The organism is Halobaculum roseum (genome assembly GCF_019880245.1).
Lineage (GTDB): Archaea > Halobacteriota > Halobacteria > Halobacteriales > Haloferacaceae > Halobaculum > Halobaculum roseum.
In genome coordinates, this window is the sequence record NZ_CP082286.1 from 1,542,399 (window position 1) to 1,566,951 (window position 24,553).

The 24,553-nt window shown below is 70.8% G+C and carries 27 protein-coding genes; 11 read left to right on the forward strand and 16 right to left on the reverse strand.

The window, feature by feature from the left end; genetic code table 11:
* Positions 1 to 38 precede the first annotated feature (38 nt).
* The 5 genes from K6T36_RS07810 to K6T36_RS07830 form a co-directional block, all read right to left on the reverse strand.
* Positions 39 to 878, reverse strand: a complete 840-nt coding sequence (locus K6T36_RS07810; RefSeq protein WP_222920793.1) for an ABC transporter permease subunit — start codon at positions 876 to 878, stop codon at positions 39 to 41.
* An 80-nt stretch (positions 879 to 958) separates the two neighbouring features.
* Positions 959 to 2,422 (reverse strand): aryl-sulfate sulfotransferase, encoded by a 1,464-nt coding sequence (locus K6T36_RS07815; RefSeq protein WP_222920794.1) that lies wholly within the window; start codon positions 2,420 to 2,422, stop codon positions 959 to 961.
* Entirely contained in the window at positions 2,419 to 3,786 is a 1,368-nt protein-coding gene (locus K6T36_RS07820; protein ID WP_222920795.1) for a PQQ-dependent sugar dehydrogenase, read from the reverse strand. The genes K6T36_RS07815 and K6T36_RS07820 overlap by 4 nt, the downstream gene beginning before the upstream one ends.
* 78 nt (positions 3,787 to 3,864) lie before the next feature.
* A complete protein-coding gene (locus K6T36_RS07825; RefSeq protein ID WP_222920796.1) occupies positions 3,865 to 4,689 on the reverse strand; it encodes an MBL fold metallo-hydrolase in 825 nt (274 codons plus the stop codon).
* Positions 4,690 to 4,827: 138 nt separating this feature from the next.
* Positions 4,828 to 6,225, reverse strand: coding sequence for an ATP-binding protein (locus K6T36_RS07830; RefSeq protein WP_222920797.1), 1,398 nt, complete (start codon positions 6,223 to 6,225; stop codon positions 4,828 to 4,830).
* A gap of 147 nt (positions 6,226 to 6,372) precedes the next feature.
* Between K6T36_RS07830 and K6T36_RS07835 the strand changes: the two genes are divergently transcribed.
* From K6T36_RS07835 to serS, 3 genes are all read left to right on the forward strand, one after another.
* Positions 6,373 to 7,506 carry a thiolase family protein gene (locus tag K6T36_RS07835; RefSeq protein WP_222920798.1) on the forward strand — a complete coding sequence of 378 codons (1,134 nt, stop codon included), beginning with the start codon at positions 6,373 to 6,375 and terminating at the stop codon, positions 7,504 to 7,506.
* A 354-nt stretch (positions 7,507 to 7,860) separates the two neighbouring features.
* A complete protein-coding gene (locus K6T36_RS07840; RefSeq protein ID WP_222920799.1) occupies positions 7,861 to 8,160 on the forward strand; it encodes an antibiotic biosynthesis monooxygenase in 300 nt (99 codons plus the stop codon).
* A gap of 610 nt (positions 8,161 to 8,770) precedes the next feature.
* Positions 8,771 to 10,150 carry a serine--tRNA ligase gene (gene serS / locus K6T36_RS07845; protein WP_222920800.1) on the forward strand — a complete coding sequence of 460 codons (1,380 nt, stop codon included), beginning with the start codon at positions 8,771 to 8,773 and terminating at the stop codon, positions 10,148 to 10,150.
* Positions 10,151 to 10,196: 46 nt separating this feature from the next.
* Here the strand turns inward: serS and K6T36_RS07850 are convergent, their stop codons facing one another.
* Positions 10,197 to 10,595 carry a nuclear transport factor 2 family protein gene (locus K6T36_RS07850; RefSeq protein ID WP_222923394.1) on the reverse strand — a complete coding sequence of 133 codons (399 nt, stop codon included), beginning with the start codon at positions 10,593 to 10,595 and terminating at the stop codon, positions 10,197 to 10,199.
* Positions 10,596 to 10,717: 122 nt separating this feature from the next.
* Here K6T36_RS07850 and K6T36_RS07855 point away from each other — a divergent pair, with 122 nt between their 5' ends.
* A complete protein-coding gene (locus K6T36_RS07855; RefSeq protein ID WP_222920801.1) occupies positions 10,718 to 11,218 on the forward strand; it encodes a DUF367 family protein in 501 nt (166 codons plus the stop codon).
* Positions 11,219 to 11,227: 9 nt separating this feature from the next.
* Here the strand turns inward: K6T36_RS07855 and K6T36_RS07860 are convergent, their stop codons facing one another.
* The 3 genes from K6T36_RS07860 to hemB form a co-directional block, all read right to left on the reverse strand.
* A complete protein-coding gene (locus tag K6T36_RS07860; protein WP_222920802.1) occupies positions 11,228 to 11,593 on the reverse strand; it encodes a DUF5518 domain-containing protein in 366 nt (121 codons plus the stop codon).
* Between the two features lie 27 nt (positions 11,594 to 11,620).
* Complete coding sequence (locus K6T36_RS07865; RefSeq protein WP_222920803.1) at positions 11,621 to 12,706, reverse strand: hypothetical protein; 1,086 nt, start codon at positions 12,704 to 12,706, stop codon at positions 11,621 to 11,623.
* Between the two features lie 362 nt (positions 12,707 to 13,068).
* Positions 13,069 to 14,049 carry a porphobilinogen synthase gene (gene hemB / locus K6T36_RS07870; protein WP_222920804.1) on the reverse strand — a complete coding sequence of 327 codons (981 nt, stop codon included), beginning with the start codon at positions 14,047 to 14,049 and terminating at the stop codon, positions 13,069 to 13,071.
* A gap of 187 nt (positions 14,050 to 14,236) precedes the next feature.
* On the opposite strand from hemB, the gene K6T36_RS07875 reads away from it, so the two are divergent.
* The gene (locus tag K6T36_RS07875; protein ID WP_222923395.1) at positions 14,237 to 14,734 is read left to right on the forward strand and encodes a DedA family protein; all 498 of its coding nucleotides are present in this window, start codon (positions 14,237 to 14,239) and stop codon (positions 14,732 to 14,734) included.
* Between the two features lie 37 nt (positions 14,735 to 14,771).
* On the opposite strand, the gene K6T36_RS07880 is transcribed toward K6T36_RS07875, so the two are convergent.
* The gene (locus K6T36_RS07880) at positions 14,772 to 14,945 is read right to left on the reverse strand and encodes a DUF6757 family protein (protein ID WP_222606116.1); all 174 of its coding nucleotides are present in this window, start codon (positions 14,943 to 14,945) and stop codon (positions 14,772 to 14,774) included.
* Between the two features lie 89 nt (positions 14,946 to 15,034).
* On the reverse strand, positions 15,035 to 15,832 hold the full coding sequence (locus K6T36_RS07885; protein WP_222920805.1) for a PHP domain-containing protein: 798 nt from the start codon (positions 15,830 to 15,832) through the stop codon (positions 15,035 to 15,037).
* Positions 15,833 to 16,002: 170 nt separating this feature from the next.
* On the opposite strand from K6T36_RS07885, the gene K6T36_RS07890 reads away from it, so the two are divergent.
* Positions 16,003 to 16,287, forward strand: coding sequence for a DUF5789 family protein (locus K6T36_RS07890; protein ID WP_222606118.1), 285 nt, complete (start codon positions 16,003 to 16,005; stop codon positions 16,285 to 16,287).
* Positions 16,288 to 16,402: 115 nt separating this feature from the next.
* Here the strand turns inward: K6T36_RS07890 and K6T36_RS07895 are convergent, their stop codons facing one another.
* Positions 16,403 to 17,443: a DUF5784 family protein gene (locus tag K6T36_RS07895; protein ID WP_222920806.1), complete on the reverse strand. Its 1,041-nt coding sequence runs from the start codon at positions 17,441 to 17,443 to the stop codon at positions 16,403 to 16,405.
* Positions 17,444 to 17,569: 126 nt separating this feature from the next.
* On the opposite strand from K6T36_RS07895, the gene K6T36_RS07900 reads away from it, so the two are divergent.
* Complete coding sequence (locus tag K6T36_RS07900) at positions 17,570 to 17,740, forward strand: DUF5786 family protein (protein WP_345778293.1); 171 nt, start codon at positions 17,570 to 17,572, stop codon at positions 17,738 to 17,740.
* A gap of 102 nt (positions 17,741 to 17,842) precedes the next feature.
* Here the strand turns inward: K6T36_RS07900 and K6T36_RS07905 are convergent, their stop codons facing one another.
* The 3 genes from K6T36_RS07905 to K6T36_RS07915 all read right to left on the reverse strand — a co-directional run bounded on the left by K6T36_RS07905 (position 17,843) and on the right by K6T36_RS07915 (position 20,766).
* Positions 17,843 to 18,589: a DUF7530 family protein gene (locus tag K6T36_RS07905; RefSeq protein ID WP_222923396.1), complete on the reverse strand. Its 747-nt coding sequence runs from the start codon at positions 18,587 to 18,589 to the stop codon at positions 17,843 to 17,845.
* Between the two features lie 71 nt (positions 18,590 to 18,660).
* Positions 18,661 to 19,809 carry an NAD-dependent epimerase/dehydratase family protein gene (locus K6T36_RS07910; RefSeq protein ID WP_222920807.1) on the reverse strand — a complete coding sequence of 383 codons (1,149 nt, stop codon included), beginning with the start codon at positions 19,807 to 19,809 and terminating at the stop codon, positions 18,661 to 18,663.
* A gap of 78 nt (positions 19,810 to 19,887) precedes the next feature.
* Positions 19,888 to 20,766, reverse strand: coding sequence for a YkgJ family cysteine cluster protein (locus tag K6T36_RS07915; RefSeq protein WP_222920808.1), 879 nt, complete (start codon positions 20,764 to 20,766; stop codon positions 19,888 to 19,890).
* 89 nt (positions 20,767 to 20,855) lie between these two features.
* Between K6T36_RS07915 and K6T36_RS07920 the strand changes: the two genes are divergently transcribed.
* The 3 genes from K6T36_RS07920 (at position 20,856) to K6T36_RS07930 (ending at position 23,405) form a co-directional block, all read left to right on the forward strand.
* On the forward strand, positions 20,856 to 21,077 hold the full coding sequence (locus K6T36_RS07920) for a DUF7561 family protein (RefSeq protein ID WP_222920809.1): 222 nt from the start codon (positions 20,856 to 20,858) through the stop codon (positions 21,075 to 21,077).
* A gap of 91 nt (positions 21,078 to 21,168) precedes the next feature.
* The gene (locus tag K6T36_RS07925; RefSeq protein WP_222920810.1) at positions 21,169 to 23,091 is read left to right on the forward strand and encodes a helicase C-terminal domain-containing protein; all 1,923 of its coding nucleotides are present in this window, start codon (positions 21,169 to 21,171) and stop codon (positions 23,089 to 23,091) included.
* A 128-nt stretch (positions 23,092 to 23,219) separates the two neighbouring features.
* Positions 23,220 to 23,405 carry a UPF0175 family protein gene (locus tag K6T36_RS07930; protein ID WP_222606125.1) on the forward strand — a complete coding sequence of 62 codons (186 nt, stop codon included), beginning with the start codon at positions 23,220 to 23,222 and terminating at the stop codon, positions 23,403 to 23,405.
* Positions 23,406 to 23,461: 56 nt separating this feature from the next.
* Here the strand turns inward: K6T36_RS07930 and K6T36_RS07935 are convergent, their stop codons facing one another.
* A complete protein-coding gene (locus K6T36_RS07935; protein ID WP_222920811.1) occupies positions 23,462 to 23,911 on the reverse strand; it encodes a hypothetical protein in 450 nt (149 codons plus the stop codon).
* Between the two features lie 92 nt (positions 23,912 to 24,003).
* Here K6T36_RS07935 and K6T36_RS07940 point away from each other — a divergent pair, with 92 nt between their 5' ends.
* Positions 24,004 to 24,549 (forward strand): NUDIX domain-containing protein, encoded by a 546-nt coding sequence (locus tag K6T36_RS07940; protein WP_222920812.1) that lies wholly within the window; start codon positions 24,004 to 24,006, stop codon positions 24,547 to 24,549.
* Positions 24,550 to 24,553 lie beyond the last annotated feature (4 nt).

Below are 24,553 nucleotides of genomic sequence, written 5' to 3' on the forward strand. Positions count from 1 at the left end.
CGAGCGAACCGGCGCGATCGAACCGCCACCGGATCCGCTCAGTGGATGTCCGCGCGCTCGAAGCGCCACAGGCCGAGCGCGAGCGGCACGACCGCCCACGCCGCCAGCACGACGAAGCCCATCCAGTCGCCGAGGTACCACGCGCTCCCCTGCGGGTAGAAGGTGAGCGCCTCGTACTCGGGGATCACCGTCCGAACCGCGTGCATGAACGCCGTCGAGGGGTTCACCAGCCCGATGAACTTGAACCAGTCGGGGAGCCCGGCCTCCGGGATCTCGTTGCCGTAGATCGCCAACTGGAGCGCGAGCAACAGCACGTCCCACCCGAGGATGAACAGGGCGTACAGCCCGCCCGCGCCCGAGAGCGCCCGGAGCCGGGAGTCCATCGCCGCGGAGAACCCCGTCGCGAGCGCGACGTACACCGCGCCGTAGCCGACCGTGAGAACCGTGTACAGCGCGAACACCCGCACGTCGAACGACTCGTACGTCGCCAGCGCGATGGCGCCCGCGACCGCGTAGGCGACGCCGATCGCGACGGCGATCACGCCGGTCCGGCCGATGAACTTCCCGAGCACGGCGTTGTGTCTGGCGTTCGGTAGACCGAGGAGGAGCCGGAGGCTGCCGTCCTCGCGCTCCCCCGCGAGGGTGTCGTACGCGATCAGCAGCCCGATCAGCGGGATCATGAACACCGTCGGCTGGCGCATGCTGTTCAACAGCGCCAGCGTGCTCGTGGTCGCCGTGCTCGATCCGTACAGGTCGGGAACCCACTGGATCGCGGCGAGGAACGCCGCGAAGCAAACGAACAGCAGCGTGGTCGACGCCAGCGTGAACGACCGGATCGAGTCCGTGAAGTCCTTTCGGACGACCGCCTGGAGGGACATACCCCCCGGATCTCCGCCGAGGATTATTGAACTACTGATACGAGGGCCGTCCGAGCGGTCGCGGCGCGGCGACGACCGATCTACTCTCGGCTCCGGCGCCGAACCGCGACGAGGCCCGCGAGCGCGACGGCCGCGACGAGCGCGGTCAGCGCGGCCGGGACGCCGAATCCGGGCGTCTCGACGATCGACTCGTCCGGGACGGTCGTCCACTCGCGGTCGGTCGAGTCCGCGTCGCCGCCGGCGTCGTTCGTGCCCGAGCCGTCGCCGGGCGTCGCCGCCTCGCCCAGCTCGCCGCCGTCGCCCCACAGCTCGTCGTCGGGGACGAGCCGGTCGCGCTCGACGCCGGTGAGGTACGCGTAACACGACTCGATCTCGGCGGTGTCGAAGACCGTCCCGCCTGTCATTTCCCGGTCGCCCTCGGCGCCGACCTGGCGCATCGTCGGCCCCTCCGATCCGGGGTCGGTGCCGACGCGCTCGGCGTCGTACGGCTGCCACGGGGTGTACACCTCCCAGACGACCTCGCCGCGCGGGGTGACCTCCAGCACGCGGTGCCCGCGGCGGTCGGTGACGAGCGTGTTGCCGTTCGGCAGGCGGTCGGCGTCGCGGGGCTCGTGGAGGCCGCCGCCCGAGAGCGACCACGTGCGCTCCCACTCGCCGTCGTCGGTCCGGCTGTACTCGACGACGCGGTCGTTCTCGGAGTCGGCGACGATGACCGTCGTGCGGCCGTCCTCGCCCTCGATGAAGTCGGGGTTGTGCTGTTCGTTGAGGATGTCGTAGTCGTCGTCCTCGCCGAGCGTCCACTTCACCTCCTTCGTGTCGCGGTCGATGGCGATCACCTGGTCGAAGTTGCGGACGGAGACGAGCAGCGTGTCGTTGCCGATGGGGTCCACGTCGTTGACGTGGGTCCAGTCCTCGCCGTAGGGGCCGCCGCCCTCCCGCGGGAAGCGGTCGGTGTGCTCGTCGAAGCGCCAATGCCAGACGATCTCGCCGGACTCGTCGAAGATCACCACGCGGTTGCGCTCGTCGCCCTTGTCGACGGTGACGTACTCCCCGTCGCCGAGGTAGTCGACGTCGTGGGCGTCCTCGACGTTCCGCAGGCGGATGGTCTCGGTCGTCTCGCCCGTCGCCGGGTCGATCCGCTCGATCACGGAGATGCCGGGCTCGGTCGTCGCCATCAGCAGCTCGCCGTTCGGAAGCGGGTCCACGTCGTAGGACCACCAGCGGCCGTCGGCGGTGTCGTTGTGGACGCCGTGGACCGAGCCGTTCGGCGCGAAGCCGACCAGCATCGCGGCCGTCTTGTCGCCGGCGCGCGCGCCCTGGATCGACACGAGCGTCGTCGTGTCCGGGCGGCGGTCCTCGTCGACGGTTCCCACGCAGGGGTTGAGGCCGTCCGATTGAGCGTTCGGAGCGCCGGACCCGCCGACCGCGTGCGCGCCGCTCGGCGCGGTACCGGTCGTCGCCGCGCCGACCGCGGGAGCGACGCCCGCGACAACGAGCGCGAGCGCCGCCAGAAGCGCGAGCCCGCCGGTTCTGCGCCGGCTCATTCGCTCGCCTCCAGCCGAACGAGCACGTCGTGGTTCTCCTTGGGGAACTCCTCGGTGGAGCGCCCGTCCCGGTTCGACGTGATCGCGTACAGCTCGCCGTCGACGCCCTGCTCGACGTGGCGGATCCGGCCGAGCACGTCGGTCAACATCGGGTGGGCGGTGGCGGTGTAGCCGTCGTCGAGCCAGTCGGCGTCGAACCGGCGGCCGTCCTCGCCCGGCGGCGGCAGCTCGGCCTCCGGGGGCGACAGCGTGACGACGATCAGCTGCTGGCTGCCCAACCCGCCGATTATCAGGCGGTTGCGCCACGAGGGGACGGTCTCGCCCGTGTAGAACAGCGCCCCCGTGGGCGCCCAGGTGCTCCCGCCGGTGTTCGCCAGCGGGCGTCGCACGTCGCTGTCCTCGGGCAGGCCGCGGTACTCCTCGGCCGTCCGGGTGTCGGGCCAGCCGTAGAAGCCGCCGGGGACCAGTCGGTTGATCTCGTCGCGACCGGAGGGGCCGTGCTCGGTCGCGACGGGCGTGCCGTCGGGGAGCCAGACCAGGCCCTGGGGGTTGCGGTGACCGTAGGTGAACACCCGCGGGTCGCCGCCGTCGATGTCGGGATTGTCCGGCGCGGGCTCGCCGTTGACCGTGACGCGCAGCACCGACCCCGGAAGCTCGCCGGGGTCGGCCGCCATCGCCTCCTCGCCGGCGTCGCCGGTGGTGATCCACAGATAGCCGCGGGGACCGAACGCGATCCGGCCGCCGTTGTGGAAGTTGTTCGCGGCCATGTCGCTGACGACGACCTCCTCGGTCGCGGCGGGGTCGTCGGCCGAGAGGTCGAACCGCGAGACGCGGTTCACCCGCTCGTCGCCGCCGACGCTGGCGGTGTAGTAGACGTACAGCACCTCCACGTCTGGGTAGTCCGGGTGGACCGCGACGCCGAGGGTGCCGCCCTCGCCGCCCTCGACCCACCACTGCTGTTCCTGCGGCTCGGAGGCGATGGAGCCGGCGTCGATCGCGTCCTCGGGGGAAAACACGGTGTCGAGGTCGCCGCCGGCGACGCGGCTGACGCGGCCGACGCGCTCGGTGACGAACAGGTCGCCGTTGTCCGCGACTGAGATGTCCCAGGGGACCTCCAGGTTCTCAACGAGGACGGTGCGCTCGACGTCGCTCGTCGGCGCGTCGGTCGGGGCGCTCCACTCCGCGGGCGTGAACGAGGTGTCGGGCTCGGGGACGGGCGTCGGCTCCGGCGTCGGCGTTCCGTTCGACCCGTCGGCGGGGTCGTCGCCGGCGGGCTCGTCGGAGGGTGCCGAGCCGCTACAGCCGGCTAACAGCGCCGCGCCGGCGGCCGCGAGGGTCCGACGACGGGACCAAGAGTTCGTCATGTGGATCGGGAGCGAACACGTCCGCAAGTGTCTTCGGGTATTTCCCGTGTCCGCGAGGCCGGCCTCGGCGCCGGCGGCTCACAGGTCGTACGTCTCGCCGTCGACCGCGAGCGGCTCGGCGAACGCCTCCTCGGGCGGGTAGTAATGCGCGAGGTGGACCAGCCGCGTCTCGGCGGCGTCGAGGTCGTCGGCGAACGCCAGCGCGCCCTCCCGGGTCATGTGCTTGGTTCCGAAGGTGTACGGCGTCCCGTCGGGTCCCTCGTCCTTCCCGCCCATCGGGTGGTACTCGCAGAAGCGCGCCGGAACGATGCCGTCGGCCAGCAGGAGGTCCGGGTCCGCGAGCGTCGATCGCGACTCGTCGGGCACGTCGTAGCTCGTGTCGCCCGACAGCGACAGCTTCGCGCCCGTCTCGGGGTCCTCGACGCACAGCCCGTAGCACACCAGCGGCGGGTGATCGACCGGGACGAGCGTCACGTCGAGCCCGCAGATCCGGGTCGGCTCCAGCGGCGCGGTATCGTGGACGGTGACGCGGTCGAGGTAGTCGTACTTCGAGCGGATCGTGTCGGCGACCGACTCGCCGGTGACGGGGTCGAACTCGTCGGCGGCGTACACCGGGAGGTCGTCGAACAGGCGGTAGGCGTTGCCGAGGCCGTCGAGGTGGTCGAAGTGGATGTGCGAGACGATCCCGGCGTCCGGGAGCGGAACGTCGTGGGTGAGGAACTGCTGTCGGAAGTCCGGCGAGAAGTCGATCAGGAGGCTCTCGCCGGTGCGGTCGTTCTCGACGTGGACCGAGAAGCGCGAGCGCTCGATCCCGCGCTCGCGTGCCGCCTCGCAAGTGTCGCAGTCGCAGCCGACGGTGGGGGTGCCGGTGGTGTCGCCCGTGCCCAGGAGCGTGACGCGCATCTATCGGAGGGTGGGGGAGGGGCGACTAAGCGGTGTCGGGAGCGAGGTCGAGTGAAACGAGACCTCGCTGCGAACGGCAAAGGGGTGAGCCGTGAGCGCAGCGACCCGTGAAGTGGGTGCGTCGTCGATCGATCGTCGTCAGTCGTCGTGACTGTGATCGTGGTCGTGGTCGTGGTCCTGATCGTGATCGTGATCGTGACCGCCGCCGTCGCCGACGACCTCCGCGCCCTCGCCGTCGATCATGTCCATGTTCTTGAGGTTGTCGCGCTCCTCGAAGTCCTGGACGGCGTCCATGATGTCCTCCTGTGTGATCTCCATTCGATCGTCGGTAAGCGCCTCGAGGACGGCCTCCCGGAGCACGAGCCGGAGGTCGCTCCCGGTGAGCCCCTCCGTGCGATCGGCGACCTCGTCGGGATCGAAGCTCGCGATCTCCATCTGCCGGGTGATGACTCGGAGGATGTCCGAGCGCATCTGCCGGTCGGGCTTGGGGAAGTTGACGATCTCGTCGAAACGCCGCCAGGCGGCGGCGTCGAGCTGGTCGGGGTGGTTCGTCGCCGAGATGAGCAGCACCTCGTCGCGCACGAGCGAGATGTCGTCGATCGACTTGAGGAGGGTGTTGACCGCGCGCTTGAGCGCGGCGTGCTCGTCGGACTTGCGCGTCTTGGCGACGGAGTCGAACTCGTCGATGAAGAGGATACAGGGGGCCAGCCGCTTGGCGACCTCGAACGTCTTCTCGACGTTCTTGGCGGTCTCGCCGAGGTACTGGCTCGTCACCATCGAGAGCTTCACCTCGACGAACGGGAGGCCGAGCTCGTGTGCGAGCGCGCGGGCGGCGGTCGTCTTCCCCGTGCCGGGCGGGCCGACGAACAGGAGCTTGCCGATCTCCCGGAGCCCGATGGTGGCGAGGTACTCGCGGTGCTCGATCGCCTTCATCAGCTTGCGTATCTCGCCCTCCTGGTCCTCGGTGAGCACCAGGTCGTGCAGCGTCATCTCGATCTCCTCGGGCGCCTTCACCGTGACGAGATCGAGCATCTCGGCGTCCTCCTCCTCGTCGAAGTACTCGCCCAGCAGGGCGTCGATCCACACGCGGTCGGCGCGCACGGGGCGGTTCTCCCCGCGCGCCTCCTCGTGGGAGACGGTGAACTCGGCGTCGTGCTCGACCTCGGGGTCCTCGGCGATCGCAGCGAGCACGGGGTTCTCGCGGAGGTTCTCGTCGTCGATGCGCTCCAGCAGCCAGTCGACGGCCATCTCCGGCTGCGACAGCGACACCTCCCCGGAGAACTCCTTGCGCTGGGTGAACAGCAGATCCGAGATCGCATCCCACGGGCGCTCGACGCCCGTGGCGGTTTTCGCGTTCGATTCTGTCACGTGGAGCGGGCGCTCCACGCCGCCCGGTCCGTCCTCCTCTTCCGGCGATTCGCTCCAGAAGACCTGGCGGTACCGCGGCGGTAGGTCGTCGGCGTCGAGGTCGCGGTCCTCGTTGTACCGGTGGACGGTTACGAGAAGCTCGACCACGTCCTCTGCCGGGTCACTCATCCCCCAGGGATTGCCGCCGGAGGCTGTTAAGCGCGTCGAAGCGGCGGAAACGACGCGTGCGAGGCACACGCACACGCCGGGATAAACCCGCGGCCACGTACGGGCGGTTCTCCCGGATTTATCAGGCAGGACCGCCGAGTGCGATCCATGGCAACGCCCGTCATCGCGGCCGCGTACCGGACCCCGTTCGGCAGGCAGGACGGCGTCTTCGCGGACACACGCAGCGAGGATCTCTCGGTCACGCTCATCGATCACATCCTGGAGGAACACGATCTGGACGCCGACGACGTGGACGACCTCATGTGGGGGGTCGCCCAGCAGCGCGGCGAGCAGGACAACAACGTCGCGCGGGTCATCGCGCTCCTCTCGGAGCTGGGCGAGGGGACGCCCGCGACGAGCATCAACCGCTGGTGTGCCTCCTCGATGCAGGCGATCATCTCGGCGTCGGACGCCGTCGCCGCCGGCAACCGCGAGTGCATCGTCGCCGGCGGCGTCGAGAGCATGAGCCGCGTCCCGATGGACGGCGACTCCTATCAGCACCTCCACCCCGAACTCTCCGAGCAGTACAACGTCTTCCAACTGCAGATGGGGATGACCGCCGAGAAGGTCGCCGACGAGTACGGCGTGAGCCGCGAGGCGCAAGACGAGTTCGCCGCGCGCTCGCACCACCGCGCCGCCGAGGCGACCGAGACCGGCCGCTTCGACGACGAGATCGTCCCCGTCGAAACCGACGACGGCGTCGTCACCGAGGACGAGGGCATCCGCCCGGACACCGACGCGGAGACGCTCGCGGGGCTGTCGCCGGCGTTCACCGGCGACGGGACCGTCACGGCGGGCAACTCCTCGCAGATCACCGACGGCGCGGCCGCGACGCTCGTGTGTTCGAAGGAGTTCGCCGACGAGCACGGGCTCGACGTGCTCGCGGAGGTCGGCACGAACAACGTCGCCGGCGTCGACCCGACCGTCATGGGCATCGGTCCGGTCCCGGCGACCCGGGGGCTGCTGGAGCGCGCCGGCAGCGACATCGACGACTACGGGCTGGTCGAGGTGAACGAGGCGTTCGCCTCCCAGTGTGAGTACTCCCGGCGCGAGCTGGGCGTCGACGAGGACAAGTTCAACGTCAACGGCGGCGCGATCGCGCTCGGGCACCCGCTGGGGGCCTCGGGCGCGCGCCTGCCGGTGACGCTGATCCACGAGATGATCAAACGGGACGTGGACCGCGGGCTGGCGTCGCTGTGCGTCGGGTTCGGGCAGGGCGCCGCGATCGAGTTCAGCCGGTAGATCGGATCGGATTCGCTCCGGTCTCGTTCTCGATTCGAGCGGTGAAAGGTTCGCACCGTGTGAGACCACGCCGCCGGGACACGGTTCCTGAACGCCCCCGCGACCGCGTTCAATCTCACCCGCCGAGACCGCACTTCAACGATCCGGACGTGTTGAATTCCGTTCGTCGCGGACGTTCGATACTCTCGACCGATACGCGCCCTCCGTCTCGCACGCATCGGATCACGCTATCCGGGGACGGTTCGGACGGTCGTGCGTTAGACGGGGGAGCGATCTCCCTCGGCGAACCTGCACTATCGTCGGTCACGCTATCTTTATGCGCTCGCGAGTCCTCCATGATAGTTGGTGTAGAAAATGGCGTACATACTCGGAAAAGCGGCGGTCGAGGACTTCAACGCGTGGAAATCGGCGTTCGACAGGTTCGATTCCTTCCGGACTGACAACGGACAAGAGGGATATCAGGTCTTTCAGGGAGTGGACGACCCGAACGAGGCCGTCGTCCTTTTCGAGTGGGCCGACGACGAGGACCCTCGTGCGTTCTTCGCGTCCGAGGAGATGCGCGAGCGGTTGGAGGAGGCGGGCGTGAAAGGCCGCCCCGAACTGACCGAGCTTGAGTTCATCGATCGGAGATCAACTCAGCACCCGTCCGCGTAGATCACAGACGGATGCACCCGATGTCTCGTTCGGGGTCGGATCACGACCCGTTTTTGCCCTGATCGTTTCGACTGGGTTGGAACCATTCCCTATAGGACAAATCGTCCGTGGTCCGGAAGATACTGTGGGTACCCTGGCCGAGTTCAGTATCGCGATCACGGGTGTCCAGATCGCGTTCCAACGCCCGCTTCCGCTGTGGGTGATGCTATTGATCAGTCCGACCGCAGTCGTGGCCGTTACGATATCCAGCAACGGAGTTTGTGGAACGTCAACCAGATTGTATGACAGGGTTTCCCCGGCGGTACTCGATGAGGACGCGAACGGGTGAAATATTTCTAATCATGTGGTACTAACGAACAATAGCTGAGAGAGCGTCCGTTCGTCCGGTGAGCAGCGTGAGCAAGAACGCCGTCCCTGTCGGACAGACCCCGGTTCAGCGGTACGCGAACTGGGCCGAGCACCGCGCGGAGATGCGTCGTGACGCCGCGGCGAACCGCCGCAAACGTCGCCCCGTCCGGGCGTAGTTCGACCCCGATTTTCGATGACCGGCGTGTGAACGAGTGGAACGGACCCGACACGGTTTAGGCGGAACCGCCGGAATCCCCACCAAATGATTTCGAGGCAGTACCTCCGCGAGCACCCCGAGGAGGTTCGCGAGGGGATCGAGAACAAGGGGGTCGACGTCGACCTCGACCGAGTTCTCGAACTCGACGAGGAGTGGCGCGACCTGAAGGGCCGCGGCGACACCCTCCGCCACGAGCGCAACGAAGTCTCGTCGAAGATCGGCCAGTTGAAACAGGAGGGCAAGGAGGAGGAGGCCCAGGAGGCGATCGAGAAGAGCCAGGACCTCAAGCAGGAACTCCAGGAGATCGAGGAGCGCGCCGACGAGCTGGAGGCGGACCTCCACGAGGCGATGCTGCACCTCCCGCAGATCCCCGACGACGACGTGCCCGTCGGCGCCGACGAGTCGGAGAACGTCGAGCGCCGCCGCGAGGGGTTCGACGACCTCCGCGACCTCCCCGAGGAGGTGACCCCGCACTACGACCTGGGCGAGGACCTGGACATCCTCGACTTCGACCGCGGGGCAAAGGTGTCGGGCGGCGGGTTCTACTTCGCGAAGGGCGAGGGCGCGATGCTGGAGCACGCGCTCATCCAGTTCTTCCTCGAGGTCCACCGCGAGCAGGGGTACACCGACGTGTTCCCCCCGATCCCGGTGAACTCGAAGTCGATGGAGGGTACCGGCCAGTTCCCGAAGTTCGTCGAGGACGCCTACCGCGTCGGCGACGAGAACGCCGACGAGATCGACGACGACGACCTCTGGCTCCTGCCGACGGCGGAGGTGCCGGTGACGAACATGTACCGCGACGAGATCTTGCTGGACGACGACCTCCCCGTCAAGCATCAGGCGTACTCGCCGAACTTCCGCCGGGAGGCCGGCGAGCACGGCACCGAGACGCGCGGCATCGTTCGCGTCCACCAGTTCAACAAGGTGGAGATGGTGAACTTCGTCCGTCCGGAGAACAGCGAGGAGCGCTTCGAGCGCCTCGTCGAGGAGGCCGAGGAGGTGCTGAAACGCCTCGGGCTCCCGTACCGCATCCTGGAGATGTGTACCGGCGACCTGGGGTTCACGCAGGCGAAGAAGTACGACATCGAGGTATGGGCCCCCGGCGACGACATGGCCGACGGCCCCGAGCAGGGCGGCCGCTGGCTCGAGGTCTCGTCGGTGTCGAACTTCCGCGACTTCCAGGCGCGGCGCGCCGGCCTGCGGTTCCGGCCCGAACGCCACGAGAGCGCGGAGTACCTTCACACGCTCAACGGCTCGGGCGTCGCGGTCCCACGGGTCGTCGTCGCGATCTTAGAGTACTACCAGAACGACGACGGCACCGTCGACGTTCCCGAGCCCCTGCAGCCGTACATGGGCGGCAGAGAAGTCATCGAGGGGGGCGAGAAGGTCGGCGAGAGCGCGGTCGGCGCCGGCGAGAAGGAGTAAGCGCGGGCCGACCGCCGGGCCCCACCGGGCCCCGCTTCTCGGCTTCTCAGTCGGTGTACGTCGTGAGGTGCGCGACGGCCGCGTCCGAATCCGGCGACGCGAACTCGAACACGTCGACGAAGCCGAACAGCTCCCCGCCCTCGTCGTCGAGGAGTCGCCCGCGGACCGCGACCTCGGTGGCGGCCCCGTCGCCGTCGCGGTCGCCACGGACGAGACCGCCGCCGTCGTCGTCCGCGCCCGAGTCGACGTACACCCCGTCGATCCGGTGTTCGGTGTCCGTCCGCGGGCGCTCTTCGCGCATGAACCGGACGAACTCCTCGCGTCCCGAGAGCGTTCGATCGGGGCGGTCGTGGACGAACGCGGGCGCGAGCAGCGCCGAGAGGTCGTCGTACGCCGCCGCGTCGATGGCGCGGTAGTAGGCTCGGGCGGTCGCCTCGTGTGACACGTCCGGATCGGCGGGCGCGGGCGGCTTGAATCGGTCGGCGCCGGTGGTTCCCCCGCCGCGACGGCGCACCGTCGGTCCGCCACTCCGGGGCGCTTATTCGCCCGCGTCGCCTCGCCCGGATCGTGGACCTGCACGTCCGGTACGAGGGCGACGACGACCCCGACAAGTGCACGGCCCGGAAGCTCGCGCGCTTCGATCTGGCGGAACTGCACCGCTCGGACGCGGCGACGCCGTACGGGGTCGTGCTCAACCCCCACGCCGAGCGCGCGCTGTCGCCGGCCGACCGCGACGTGGCCGACGGCGAGACGCTCGTCGCGCTCGACTGTTCGTGGGAGTCGGCCGGGGAGGCGATGTTCTCGCTGCCGGGGGAACACCGCGCGCTCCCGTACCTCGTCGCCGCCAACCCCGTGAACTTCGGCCGGCCGATGCAGCTGACGACGGTCGAGGCGTTCGCGGCCGCGCTCCACGTCCTCGGCGAACCCGAGCAGGCGGAGGCGGTGCTCGCGAAGTTCACCTGGGGGGAGACGTTCCTCGAACTCAACGAGGAGCCGCTGCGGCGGTACAGCGAGTGCGACGACTCCTCGGAGGTCGTCGCGATCCAGCAGGAGTACCTCGATCGCTGAAGCCGAACCCTACTCCGCGAGCACGGCGCCGATCGCGCCGGCGATGGCCGAGTCGATCGCGAACACGAGCGTGATCACGATCCCGAGAACCAGGATACCCGCGCCGCCGAGGAGCCCGCCGAGCGGACCGCCGCCCGCGAGTCCGAGAACACCGCCAAGCAGCGCGAACAGGAGCGTGTAGGCGACGCCGGTCACCGAGCCCGCGAGCAGGCCGTGCCACGCGCCGTTGCCGAGGCCGCCGCCGGCGAGATAGCCCGCGACGGCGCCCCCGACGAGCCCGGCGCCGAGCTGGCCGACGATCGGAACGGCGGTGCCGAACGCCGCGATGACGAAGAAGACGACCGCGCCCCACGCGACCGCACGCCAGTCAGTCATACCCCGACGTAGGCGCGACGGCGGTATCTACCTGTCGTCGCGGTCGGCGTTCAAATCGTGATCGTCGCCGCCGGCGTCGCCGTCGGCATCGCTGTCGCCGTCGCCGTCGCCGTCGTCGCGGTCGAACGCGGCCGCGCCGTCGATGACCCGACCGCCGTCCTCCGCGTCCGAATCAGCGTCGTCGCCGTCGCTTCCTTGAACCGCGTACTCCGGGAGGTCCGCGGCCTCGATATCGCCCGCGATCAGGTCGTCCGGGTCGATGTCGGCGAGGCCGTCCGGGTCCGAGTCCCGATCCGAACTCGGGTCCGGATCGTCGCCGGCGGCGTCGGTATGGTCGGTGCCGTCGGTGGCGGCGGACTCCTCCGTGTCGGTCTCGCTGCCGCTCCCGTCCCCCTCCTCGCTTGCCTCCCGCGCGGCCGCCAGTTGGTCGGTCGTCGGGACGAACAGCCGGTCGGTTTCGGGGTCGTACGGGCCGTCCGGGACGCCGTCGCGCGCCTCCGCCCGGAGCCCGGCGGCGGCCTCCGGCGCCGGGTCGGGGGCCTTCTCGGCGTTCGCGCGGACGCGCTCGGCGCTGACACCCCGGAGGTCGGCCCAGTCGTCGGGGTCGGCGCCCGCGGCGTCGACGGCCCACGCGTCCAGCGCGGCCGCCGGCGACGACCCGGACTCCAGCAGCCCGACAAGCGATCGCAGGGCGCGCGTCTCGGCCTCGCGCCACCAGTCGGGCTTGGCGACGTAGACGGGATAGAAGAACGGCGTGTCGCTGGCGTCGGCCAGGTCGCGGGGGAACGAGACGGTTCGGTCGTGGACCTCCTGGAAGACGGTCATGTTGACGGCGGCGACCGCCGCGAGCAGGTCGGCGTCCATCTCGTAGCCGGCTGCCTCCAGTTCCGAGCGCAGGTCGGCGAAGGCGAACGCGAACCACGCCGACTCGGCGTCGTCGGTCAGCAGGTGGTTCGGCGTCGAGTCGTCGCGGGCGCGGCGGTACTGCTCGACGATTCGGTCCCGGACCGCGTCGTGGAGGACGCGCAGGCCGATGCGCACGTCGTCGACGGCGAAGTCGGTGCGCTCGGCGACCTCCTCGATGTAGGCGTCGGGAACCGCCGGGCGATGCATTGTGGGGGGATGCGTCAGTTTCCGGGTTAAGGGTTCGCCTTCTCGCGATCGGTTCGCTCTGGTGTGCGCTTCCCCGGTGTCGTTGTGAACAGCACCGCCGAGGCGGCGGAGTTGACTACCGCGAAAGCCCCCGGCGCGTTCGGGTCGGTGCGGCCGGCGCGCTCCTCGTCGCTCGGCGACGCCTCGCTCCTGCGGTGCTCACCGGTCCGCGCCTTCCCCGAACGCGCCGGCCCCTTTCAGTCCCACCCGACGGTCGGACGGGCGTCGTCGCGACGGCGGTTCTTCTGGGTCGGGTCGTCACGGACACCCGCTCGTGTCGCTGTGGGGGTGTCGGGGATCGTCGAAGCGGTTCAGTCCCCGCCTCAGAGCCGGTCGGCGATGTCCTCCGCGAAGTACGTGAGGATCAGGTCCGCGCCGGCGCGCTTCATCGAGAGGAGGGACTCGTGAGCGGTCTCCTCCAGGTCGAGCCACCCGCGGTCGGCGGCGGCGTGCAACATCGCGTACTCGCCGGAGACGTTGTAGGCGGCGACCGGCAGGTCGGAGTGCTCGCGCACGTCGCGAACGATGTCGAGGTACGGCAGGCCGGGCTTGACCATCAGCACGTCCGCGCCCTCCTCGGCGTCGAGGCGGGCCTCCCGCAGCGCCTCCCGGCGGTTCGCGGGGTCCATCTGGTAGTGCCGGCGGTCGCCGAAGGCGGGCGCGCCGTCGGCGGCGTCGCGGAACGGCCCGTAGAAGGCCGACTCGTACTTCACGGCGTAGCTCATGATCGGCACCTCCGCGAAGCCCGCCTCGTCCAGACCCTCGCGGATTGCGCCGACCATCCCGTCGGTCATCGAGGAGGGCGCGACCATGTCCGCGCCGGCCTCGGCGTGCGAGACGGCCGTGTTCGAGAGGAGTTCGAGCGTCTCGTCGTTGCGGACGGTGAGCGTCGGGTCGTCGGCCGCTTCGTCCTCCAGGACGCCGCAGTGGCCGTGGTCGGTGTACTCACAGAGGCACACGTCCGTGATGACGTACGCGTCCGTCTCGGCGGCGATATCGCGGACCGCGCGCTGGACGACGCCGTCCTCGGCGTACGCCCGCGAGCCGACCTCGTCCTTCGATTCGGGGATGCCGAACACCATCACCGCCTCGACACCCGTCGCCAGCACCTCCTCGACGCGGTCGACCGCCTCGCTCACGGGCACGCGCTCGTGGCCGGGCATCGACTCGATGGCGACGCGCTCGTCGGTCGTCGCGTCGACGAACACCGGCGCGATCAGGTCCGACGCCGAGAGGGCCGTCTCGGAGACGAGGGGCCGGACGCCGTCCGTGCGCAGGCGGCGCGGCCGGTCGGTCGGGAACATGCCTGAGCGTCGGCCCGCGTGGGAGGTAAACCCGACGCTCGCGGCCGTCGACGCGGCGACGCTGTCAGCGCGGCGCCGCCGGGGTGACGCCGGCGACCGCCGTCGTCGCACGGCGAATCACACAAACCCTATATCCGGAGACGGGCAAGCGGGATCCGTGACGCTCTCGCCCCTCCAGGTCGGCGCGATGCCCCCGTGGCTGGAGTCGATGCTGGCCTCGGAGTACGCCTACCTCGCGCTGTTCGCCGTCTTCGTGCTGGAGGGGGCGATGCTGATGTACTTCATGCCGAGCGAGCTGATCGTCCCCGGGTCGCTCATCCTCTTCGGCCACTCCCCGGGGACCGTCGTCGCGGTGATCGGGATCGCGGTGCTCGGCGCGACCGTGGGACAGGTGGTGCTGTTCACCGTCGCCCAGCGGGGCGGTCGGGAGTGGCTCCTGCAGAAGCGCTGGTTCCGCGTGAGCGAGGACAGCCTCGACCGCTTCGACGGCTGGTTCGATCGCTGGGGTCCGGTCGTCGTGCCCGTCTCGAACGCGCTGTTGTTCACCCGCGGGATGCTCACCGTCCCCGCGGGGCTGGCGGAGATGGACCGCCGCCGGTTCGTCGTGCTCTCGGCGCTCGGCACGCTGGTGTTCGAGTCGGCGCTCGCGGGGCTGTACGTGTTCGGCGTGGACGTGCTGTGGTAAGGAGGGGACGAACCGCGGGGACCGACGGCCGTCCGTCTCAGGACTCCCGGTCGGCCTGCGTCACGTCGACCTGTTCCCGGAGCGCCTCGAGGCCCTCGCTCTCGGCGAGTTCCTCGACGCGGTCGCGGAAGTGCGACTCGCACAGGCCGACCGTGACCCCGCCGCGCTCGGCGGCGTACGCCGCCTCCCGGTCGCAGTAGTGACACTGCATACCCGGATCGAGGGGCTCGATCGTACTTAACCCCGCGCCTCCCGTGGCCGGTCAGGGTTCCGGCAACCGATCACGGCCCCGGAAACCGATCACGGCCCCGGTAGCCGCTCGCGCACCGCGACCCACCGCCGGGCGTCGAGCCCGTCGACCGCGAGTTCCTTCCCGTGAGCGTCGCTCCCCCCGGTCAACAGGAGGTCGTGCTCGCGCGCCAGCGACTCCACCGCGTCGGGGTCGTCCTCGACGGCGTCGGCGTACGGGTAGAACCGCTCCACGGCGTCGAGGTCGTACTCGACGAGGAGGTCGAGGGCGGCCGCCGGGTCGTCGTACCGGAACGGGTGCGCGAGGCCGACGACGGCGCAGGCGTCCCCGAGGAGGTCGACGCCGCGCTCGACGGGCGTGACCGCGCGGGGGACGAAGCAGGGACCGTCGTCGCCGATCAGGTGCGCGAAGGCGTCCTCGTAGTCGTATGCTGCGTCGCTCTCGTCGATCGCGCGGGCGATGTGCGGCCGGCCGAGCCCGGCGCGGGCCTCGACGTCGAGGTCGACGCCGAGGTGCTCCTCGACGCGCTCGATGATCCGCCGACCGCGCTCGCGACGGTCACGCTGGAGGCGGTCGCACTCGGCGCGCAGGTCGGGGTCGTCGTCGACGCCGTAGCCGAGGAGGTCGACGCGCTCGCCGTCCGGCAGCTCCACGCGCAGCTCGATGCCCCGCACGACCGTCACGCCGTCGCGGTCGACGACGGGCGCGTCGAGGTCGGGGTGGATCCGGTCGTGGTCGGTGACGGCGACGGCGTCGAGGTCGGCCTCCCGGGCCGTCGAGACCAGCGTGTCGAGCGTGAACGTCCCGTCGGAGACGGTCGTGTGCGCGTGGAGGTCCGCGACTACCATTGCCGGATCGGGGGCGCGCGGCGCGCAAGGGCGTTCCGGTCGGCCGCGCGCCGGACGGCAGGGACGACGATCACGCGATGAAAGGCCATAATAATACGTTATATTCTACCGTTCCCACGAAGGTCGTACATGGACAATCATTACATACTCGGCTCGCGTCCGACCAGTTGATGCGCCTGAACGGCACGGAAGACGAGCTATCCGCCCACGAGTACCCCGCGACGAGCGGCGAACTCATCGACGCGTACGGCGATACCCGTATCGAACTGCAGGACGGGAGCGAGACGATCGGCGCGGTACTCGGTCGCCTGGGTTCGGAGACCTTCCACTCCGCCGACGACGTGTGGATGACCCTCCGCGGCGGCGTCGGCCACGAGGCCGTCGGTCGCCGCTTCTACAGCGATCGCGACGCGCCGGCGGTCGGCGAGGACGGACCGGATCCCGTCTCGTTCTGATCGCCACCCCGCGGCGGCCCGCCACCGCCGCGGCCACACACCACCGCCATGCATCCGGCTCCGGTCCGGCTCAGTCACCAGCGTTCCGGGGCCACACCTTCTGCCGACTGCCGTCTCAGACCCACTCCAGCGCCGCGTCCAGCTCCAGCGGGACGCTCCCCGTGCTGTACGCCTCGGTCCGGCCGTCGGGACGCGAGCGGAACACCACCGCCGGCCGGTGGCCCACCTCGGGGCGCTCCCCGCGGACGGCGAACCAGTCGTCGTCGGGGAACGACGAGCAGTCGACGAACAGCGTGATGCCGCCGCCGTGGGCCTCCAGCTGCCCGCTCGTCTTCGTCTCGACGGTGTCGCGCACGGCCGCCGACGGGGTGCCGGCCGAGCGCCGGTTGGGCGCGACCGGCCGGGTCACCTCGACGAGCGTCGAGGTGCCGTCCGCGCGGGTCGCACGGTAGTCGATGACGTGGTCGGTCGACACCTCGATCTCCGGCTCGATGTCGTAGCCGGCGTTCACCAGCAGGCGCGCCACGTCGAACTCGCCCATCGTCGCGGTCATGCGGGTGAGGTCCATGTACTCGCTCGTGCCGAGCTTGCTCGCCATCTCCTCGCGCTCGTCGTCCATGACGCCGGTCGCGAGGAACTGCTCGTAGAAGCCCAGCGCCTCGAACCGGTCGACGTCGGGGAACCCCGCCGCGTGCTCGCGGAAGAACTCGCGGGTGGTCTCGGCGCCGTCCTTCGAGCACAGCACGGGGAGGAAGTACCACGCGAGATGCGGGAAGTCCTCGAGCCACGGCTCCTCCTCGTAGAGCACGGCCGTCAGCTCGCGTTCTGCCCACCGCGTCACCGGGAACGGCACGTCCGCGAACGCGTACTTCTCGGTGCGCCACAGCGCCGACGGCGTCTCCGTGTTGCCGAGCCAGTAGGCGCCGGGGCCGCCGCCGACGCCCGCCGGACCCTCGCCGTCGTCCGTCCAGCAGAACAGCGCGAGACTGCCGTCGTCCATGTCGAACCGTCGGGCCTCGTAGCCCGCCGGCGGCGCGAACCACGGGTCGCGCTCGGTCGCCCCGAGGTTGGCGTCGAGCGGCCCGTAGAGGTCGTCGCGGATCCGGGACGCCGACCAGGAGCCGGGAGCGTATCTGAACCGTAGGGGACGTGCCACACCGGAACTGGTCGGGCCGGCGGTTTGAAGCCTCCGCTCGTGGCGCCGAGCCCGGCGGCGGGGTACCGGTATCCCACGAACGACCGATACATATATTACACACAATTTGTTACGTCATGTCGTACCATGTCAATGGGTGCCTACGACGAGGACGAGCACGAACGTCGCGAATCGAAGACCCGCCTCGACGGCGACTTCGCGGAGGCTCGAAGCGAGTACCGCGGGAGGGTCACCTACGACTCCGGCGAATCCGCGGAGGCACTCCTCGACCAGTTCGAGTCGATCAAGGACGACTGAACCCGACAGCGATTACTGCACGGTCGTCGACCGTCGACCGTCGGTCGTCGTTCTCCGCCACTACTCCGTCGCCAGCGACAGCTACCCCGCCGCCAACGACACCTACTCCGCCGCCAACGACAGCGCGATCGCCGCCCCCGAGACGACGGTGACGGCGATGACGTGGCCCACCAGCGCGGCCAGCAACACCGGACGGTCGGCGACGAACGGGACCAGCGCGAGCTGGACGAACGCGAACCCGACGTTGAGCGCGTCCAGCCGACGGAAGCGTGGACGGGTTCCGGGGCCACACTCCAGGCGGAGCTCGCGGTACAGCGAGACGACCGCGGTCCACCAGGAGGTTCCGATCCGGTAACACAGGTCCCACACGACGACGAGCGCGAGGAAGACGGCCGGCGCCGGCGGCCGCTCGCCGAACAGCTCCGCGACGATCGGCTCCCCCGCCGGCGCCACTGCGACCGGGAGCAGGCGGAGGAGGACCGCCGGCGGGCCGGCCGCCGCCGGGTCGACGACGAACAGGTGGGTGACCACCCCCGAGAACGCCAGCACCGCGAGCACCACCTCGATGCTCGATCCGAACAGCAGCCGGTAGTATCTCGGCGACACGTCGAGCGTCCGGTTCTCGTCGCCGAGGGTGAGCATGAGGAGGCTCCCGACGGCTGCGACGCCGACCGCGACGGTCCCGACCGGGACGGCGTCCCACAGGTCGTACGCCGCCGCGAGCGCGAGGATCCCCGCCTCGAAGACGACGATCTGGAGGCCGATGGCGACGGGCGCCGAGAGGGCCGCCCCCGGCACCGCGCCGACGATGCTCTCGTACACCCACGCGTCGCCGAAGTCGGCACGCAGCGGGGGGTCCTCCGCCGCCGGTCCGCCGGCGGGCCGGTCCGTGCGGCCCTCGTCGCCCGCGGTCGGTCCGCTCACGTGGACCTCTCGGAGTCCGCCGAGTCATCGGTCGCCGTCCGTGGCCGGTCTGCGGCGTCGCCGTCCGCCCCGCCGGCGGCGCCCCCGGCGGGTTCGGTCGTCCGCTCGTCGGAGGGGTCGGCCCGGTCGTCTCGATCCTCTCGGTCGCCCGGATCGATCCGGTCGTCCCGCCGCGCGAGCGCGGTTCGGACCGCCTCGTCGAACGGCGTCAGCTCGACCGGGACCAGCTCGCGGATGGCGGCGTCGTCGGCGACGACCGGCGTCCGGAGGCCGTCGACGAGGGGGTCGACCACGCCCCTCGGCACGTCGGTGACGAGCCTGACCCACCGGGACGACAGGCGTGGCGTGAGCACCGGGACCGGGACCACGAACAGCCGCCCGCCCAGCGCCTCCCGGGTCCGGCGGAGCACCTCCTCGTAGGTGAGCACGTCCGGCCCGCCGATGTCGTAGACGCCGCCCGCCGCCGCCGGGGCGTCGAGCACGCCGACGAGGTACGCGATCACGTCGTCGACGAAGATCGGCTGACACTCGGTCCGGACCCAGCGGGGGGTGACCATCACGGGGAGCCGGGCGGCGAGCTGGCGGATGATCTCGAAGCTGGCGGAGCCGTCGCCGACGATCACCGCCGCGCGCAGCGTCACCAGGTCGTACTTCCCCTCCCCCAGGATCCGGCCGACCTCGCGGCGCGACCGGAGGTGCTCGGAGAGCTCCTCCTCGGCCTCGTCGCCGAGGCCCCCGAGGTAGATCACCCGATCGAGGCCGCCCTCGTCGGCGGCGGCTCGGAACGCCTCGGCCGCGCGGCGGTCGGTCTCCGCGAAGTCGTCGCTCTCGCCCATCGAGTGGACGAGGTAGTACGCGGCGTCACAGTCGAGGGCGGCGAGCCACCGCCCCAGCGGCTGGGGGGTCGTCTCCCCGGGCCCGGTGACGAGGCGAACATCCTCGGGCGCGAGGAGGTCGCCCTCGAGGACCCGGACCGCGGTGTCGGCGTCGTCCGGCCCGGATCGTCCGTCTGCGCCGGGGCTCTCGGTCCCGCCGTACCGATCGGCGTCGCGGACGAGAACGACCACCTCGTGTCCCGCCGCCCGCAGGGCGGGGACGAGGCGGCTCCCGATGAACCCGGTCGCGCCGGTCACGAGCACGCGCATACGCTCCCCTCTCGGCGGGCGCCGATAACAGTTGGTCTCGGGGCCGGCGGGTCGGCGGGCCCCACGTTCTCGGCCGGGTCAGCTCTCCCAGTCGGTCGTCGCGGGCGCCCCGCGGTCGACCTCCACGCGCTCGGGGTCGGGCGCGTCGCCGACGCGGTCCCCGGGGTCGCCGGCGGCGGCGTCCCACTCGGCCGCGGCGTTGCCCACCCACGAGTCGGCCGCGAGCACGCGCTCGCGGGTCTGCTCGTAGCGGTCGTCGTTCACTGCGGCCGTGCCGGGCGCCGACGCGGCGGCCGCGGCGACGAACGCGGCCCGGTCGGCCGGCGTCGCCTCCCCGTCGATCAGCCGCCCGACGGCGCCCGAGTCGGCGAGTGCCTCGGGATCGTGGTGGAGGAACACTGTCGAGCCCAGCGCCCCCCGGCCCAGCGGGGGCGGCGGGAGGTCCTCGGGGACCGTGTCGTCGACGAGTCGGTCGCCCGCGTCGCCGTGGACGCGCTCGACGCGCTCGCACTCCGTCTCGGCGTCGAGTTCCAGGTTGTGGCCGGGGTACGTTCGACACCGGTCGGGGTAGCGGTCGGTGTCGTGGATCCGGCACTTCAGCGTGTCCGGGTCGAGGAAGGCGCACGCGTCGAGCCAGACACGCTCGCCCTCGAACGGCGCGACGGGCTTCGGGGGCTTGCGAATGCCGACCAGGAAGGCGGGGCGGCCGTCGATCCCCGCGACCTCGTGCCCGTCGACCGTCGTGGCGCGGTCGCCGTCGGCCGCGAACAGCCGCGGGACGAGCGCGTCGCCGAGGCCCGCGTCGACGAACCCGCGGACCTCGTCGCGCGAGAGCGGGACGAGGTGGTACGCGTCGTCGAGCGCGCGGTAGCGTCCCTCGCGCTCGCGGTCGTCGGGGGCGCCCAGCGGCCGCCAGTCGAGACAGCAGCCGGCACAGCCCTCGCAGTTCACGTCCATGCCACCGCTAACTGACGCCGGCTCCGCGCAAGAAGCTGTCCCCGGTCGGCGAGCCGCGGGCTTATGCCCGCGCCGTCCCGAGCGGTTCCATGAGCAAGCAGCGCTGCGACGGGTGCGACCGGCGCGTCCGTCTCGGCGGCGGGATCGGCGACCTCTGGTCGTTCGAGACCGGGAGCACCGACGGCCTGACGCTGGAGCTTTCGGACGGCTCCGAGCACTTCCTGTGTTACGACTGCATCGAGGGGCTGCCCGACGACGAGGAGGTCACCCGCGGGCACGTCGAGGCGCTTCCGGGGGACGGCGACGAGTGAGGACCGCCGACGACGAGAACCGCTCGGGGCCGACGACGGGTTCCACCATTCGACACGCTTACCCGCCGGCCGCCGATTCGGTCTGACGACCGTGGACCCCGATCGGATCGGCTCCGAGTTCCCCGCACCCTCCTTCCGCGGCGCCCAGGAGCGGGCGCTCTCGGACATCGCGGACGCGTTCGCCGCCGGCAACCGCGTCGTCCTCGTGCGCGCCCCGACCGGCAGCGGGAAGTCGCTGCTCGCGCGGGCCATCGCAGGCGCCGCCCGCGGCGTCGAGGAGGCGAGCCCCTCGGAGGCGACGGGCGCGTACTACACCACCCCGCAGGTGTCCCAGCTCGACGATGTGGCCGAGGACGACCTGCTCGACGACCTGAACGTGATCCGCGGGAAGTCCAACTACACCTGCATCCTCCCCGGCGAGGAGGACACGCCCGTGAACCGTGCGCCCTGCGCCCGCCAGCGAGGGTACGACTGCTCGGTCCAGCACCGCTGTCCGTACTACTCCGACCGCGCCATCGCCTCGAACCGCCCCATCGCCGCGATGACGCTGGCGTACTTCATGCAGACGGCCGGCTCCGACGTGTTCCGGAAGCGCGACGTGGTCGTCGTCGACGAGGCCCACGGCCTCGCGGAGTGGGCGGAGATGTACGCGACCATCGAGCTGTCGCCCACGACGGTACCCGTCTGGGACGACGTGGGCGTCCCCGACGTGCACAACGACGAGGTCGGCCCGCTCGAACGCACCGCGCGGTTCGTGAAGGCGCTGCTGGGCGTCTGCTCGAACGAGAAGGACGAGCTGCTCCGGCAGGGCGACCTGAGCCCCGAGGAGGCCGCGCGGCGCGACCGCCTCCAGGAGCTGATCTCGGATCTGAAGTGGTTCCTTGAGGACTACCGCGATACGGAGTCGGCGACGACGTGGGTCGTCGACCAGCCCGACGGCGAGGGCGGCGCGCTCACGATCAAGCCGCTGGACCCCGAGAAGTACCTGAAACACACCGTCTGGGACCGCGGCAACCGCTTCGCCCTGCTCTCGGCGACGATCCTCAGCAAGGAGTCGTTCTGCCGCGGCGTCGGGCTCGACCCCGAGGACGTCGCGCTCGTCGACGTGGAGCACACCTTCCCCGTCGAGAACCGACCGCTGTTCGACACGACGCGGGGGAAAATGACGTACGAACACCGCGACGAGACGCTCCCGAAGGTCGCGCGCCTGTGCCTGCGGCTGATGGCGCGCCACCCCGACGAGAAGGGGCTGATCCACGCCCACAGCTACGCCATCGCGCGACAGTTGGCCGAGCGGTTCGACCAGTTCGGGGTCGCCGCCCGCGTGCGGAGCCACGACAGCGACGACCGCGACGCCCAACTGGAGGCGTGGAAGGCCAGCGACGATCCCGAAGTCTTCGTCTCCGTGAAGATGGAGGAGGCGCTGGACCTGAAGGGAGACCTCTGTCGCTGGCAGGTGCTGTGTAAGGCGCCGTACCTCAACACCGGCGACTCCCGCGTCGCCGCCAGGCTGGAGGACGGCCAGTGGCCGTGGTACCACCGCGCCGCGCTCAGGACGGTGATCCAGGCGTGCGGCCGGGTCGTGCGCGCGCCCGACGACCACGGCGCGACGTACCTCGCGGATTCGAGCCTCCTGGACCTGTTCGAGCGCGCCGAGGCCGACACGCCGCCGTGGTTCCGCGACCAGATCGACCGCATGTCGACCCCCGATCTCCCCGAGTTCGACCCCGAGGCGGCGATGGCGGGGATGGACGCCGACCCAGGCCCGAGTTCGGGCGCCGGCCACGGGATCGGTCGCGGGCGCTCGGGCGGCGGCAGCGGTGGCACCAAGGGATTCAGCGGCGGATCGGGAGGATCCGGCGGATCCGGCGGATCCGGCGGGGCTGGCCGGTCGTCCTCGTCGTCTTCCTCCTCGTCGCGAGCGGCGGGAGCCTCGGACGGCGGTACCCGCGGCGGCGACGGCGACGAGGACCCGATGGCGGACCACCCGCTGTCGGACGTGTGGGGGGAGTAGGCCCTTCGATATCCACGACGATCCGAGTACGTCCTTATATCACGATCCCGGAGCGGCGCGGATCGCCACGCGTATCATGACATATTATCTCACGAAGGATTATGTATTCCCTTGTAGAAGGGAGAATCATGACGATCCACGGTGTCGACACCGCCCTGACGCTGTTCAAGGCCGGAACGCTCACACGGACGCAGGCCGCCCGGAAGGCCGGCGTCGACCTCGACCGCTTCGACGAGCTGTGCCGCCGCCGCGGCATCGGATCCGCGGGGCCGTCGCTCGACCCGAGCGGCCCCTCACACGTCAACGCCGACTGATCGGGCGTGCTTCGTTCACTTCCTCCCCCACCGCCGAGCGACGCCCACGCCGTCGCCTACGGCTCGGGATCCCACGCGGCGTCCTCGACGACGCGCACGGACGCCGGGAGCGACGAGCGAAACCGGACCCCCACCCGGTAGCGGTCGACGCTCATGTCCGCCGTACAGCCGGGGCTGGGGACGGCGCCGAACCCGAACATCCCCTGCCTCCCGACGCCGACGCGGACGACGAGCGCGTCGTCGACGACGCGGGTCGACTCCAGGACCGCGCGGTCGCACGAGCCGGAGCCGACGTACATCGCCCCGTAGATCGTGATCTCGCGGGACTCCGGGCGGCGCTCGATCACCGGGTCGCCGCCGGGGTCGGGCGCCCGACGGCCGCAGTCGCTCTCGAAGTCACAGATCCGGAACGAGCGGTCGGTTATCGGGCCGTCGCGCGCGCCGCAGCCGGCGACCGTCGCGGCCGGGAGCGTCGCGAGCGCGGCGAGGAGGGCGCGGCGCTGCACGGCGGGCTTGACGCCTCGGGGGGAGATAACGATCGGGGACGGTCGACCGGGTGGGGGAAGCACTCAAGACGGCAGACCGAGCCCGTTCGCCCGTGAGCTACACCGTCGAGACGTCGGCGGTCTCGTACTGTCCCGCCTGCGGCGCGTCGCTCGGCGCCCGCGAGACCCACGAGGGCGAGCGGCCGTACTGCCCCGACTGCGACCTGACGCTGTACCGGAACCCGATCCCGATGGCCCGCGCGACGGTGGTCGACGGCGACCGCGCGCTGCTGATCGAGATGGGCGAGGGCCGCGACGAGGGCGCGTGGGCGCTGGCGGGCGGTCACTGCCTCTGTGACGAGCCGCCGGCGGTCACGGCGGCGCGGGAACTGGAGGAGGAAACCGGCCTGTCCGTCGACCCGGCGGATCTGACGCTCGTCGGCGACGGGTTCCTCCGGTTCGAGGACGGCGTGTCGATGGTCTCGTTCAACTACGCCGCCGCGGCCGCCGACGCGACCGGGACCGTCGAGGCGGCCGACGACGCCGCCGACGCGCGGTTCTGGACGCGAACCGAGATCGAGGGGTCGCCGCCGCTGCTGCGGGCGTCCGGGAGGGCGCAGGTGCTCGACGCGATCGATCGACTCGGAAGGGACCGGTAGCCGC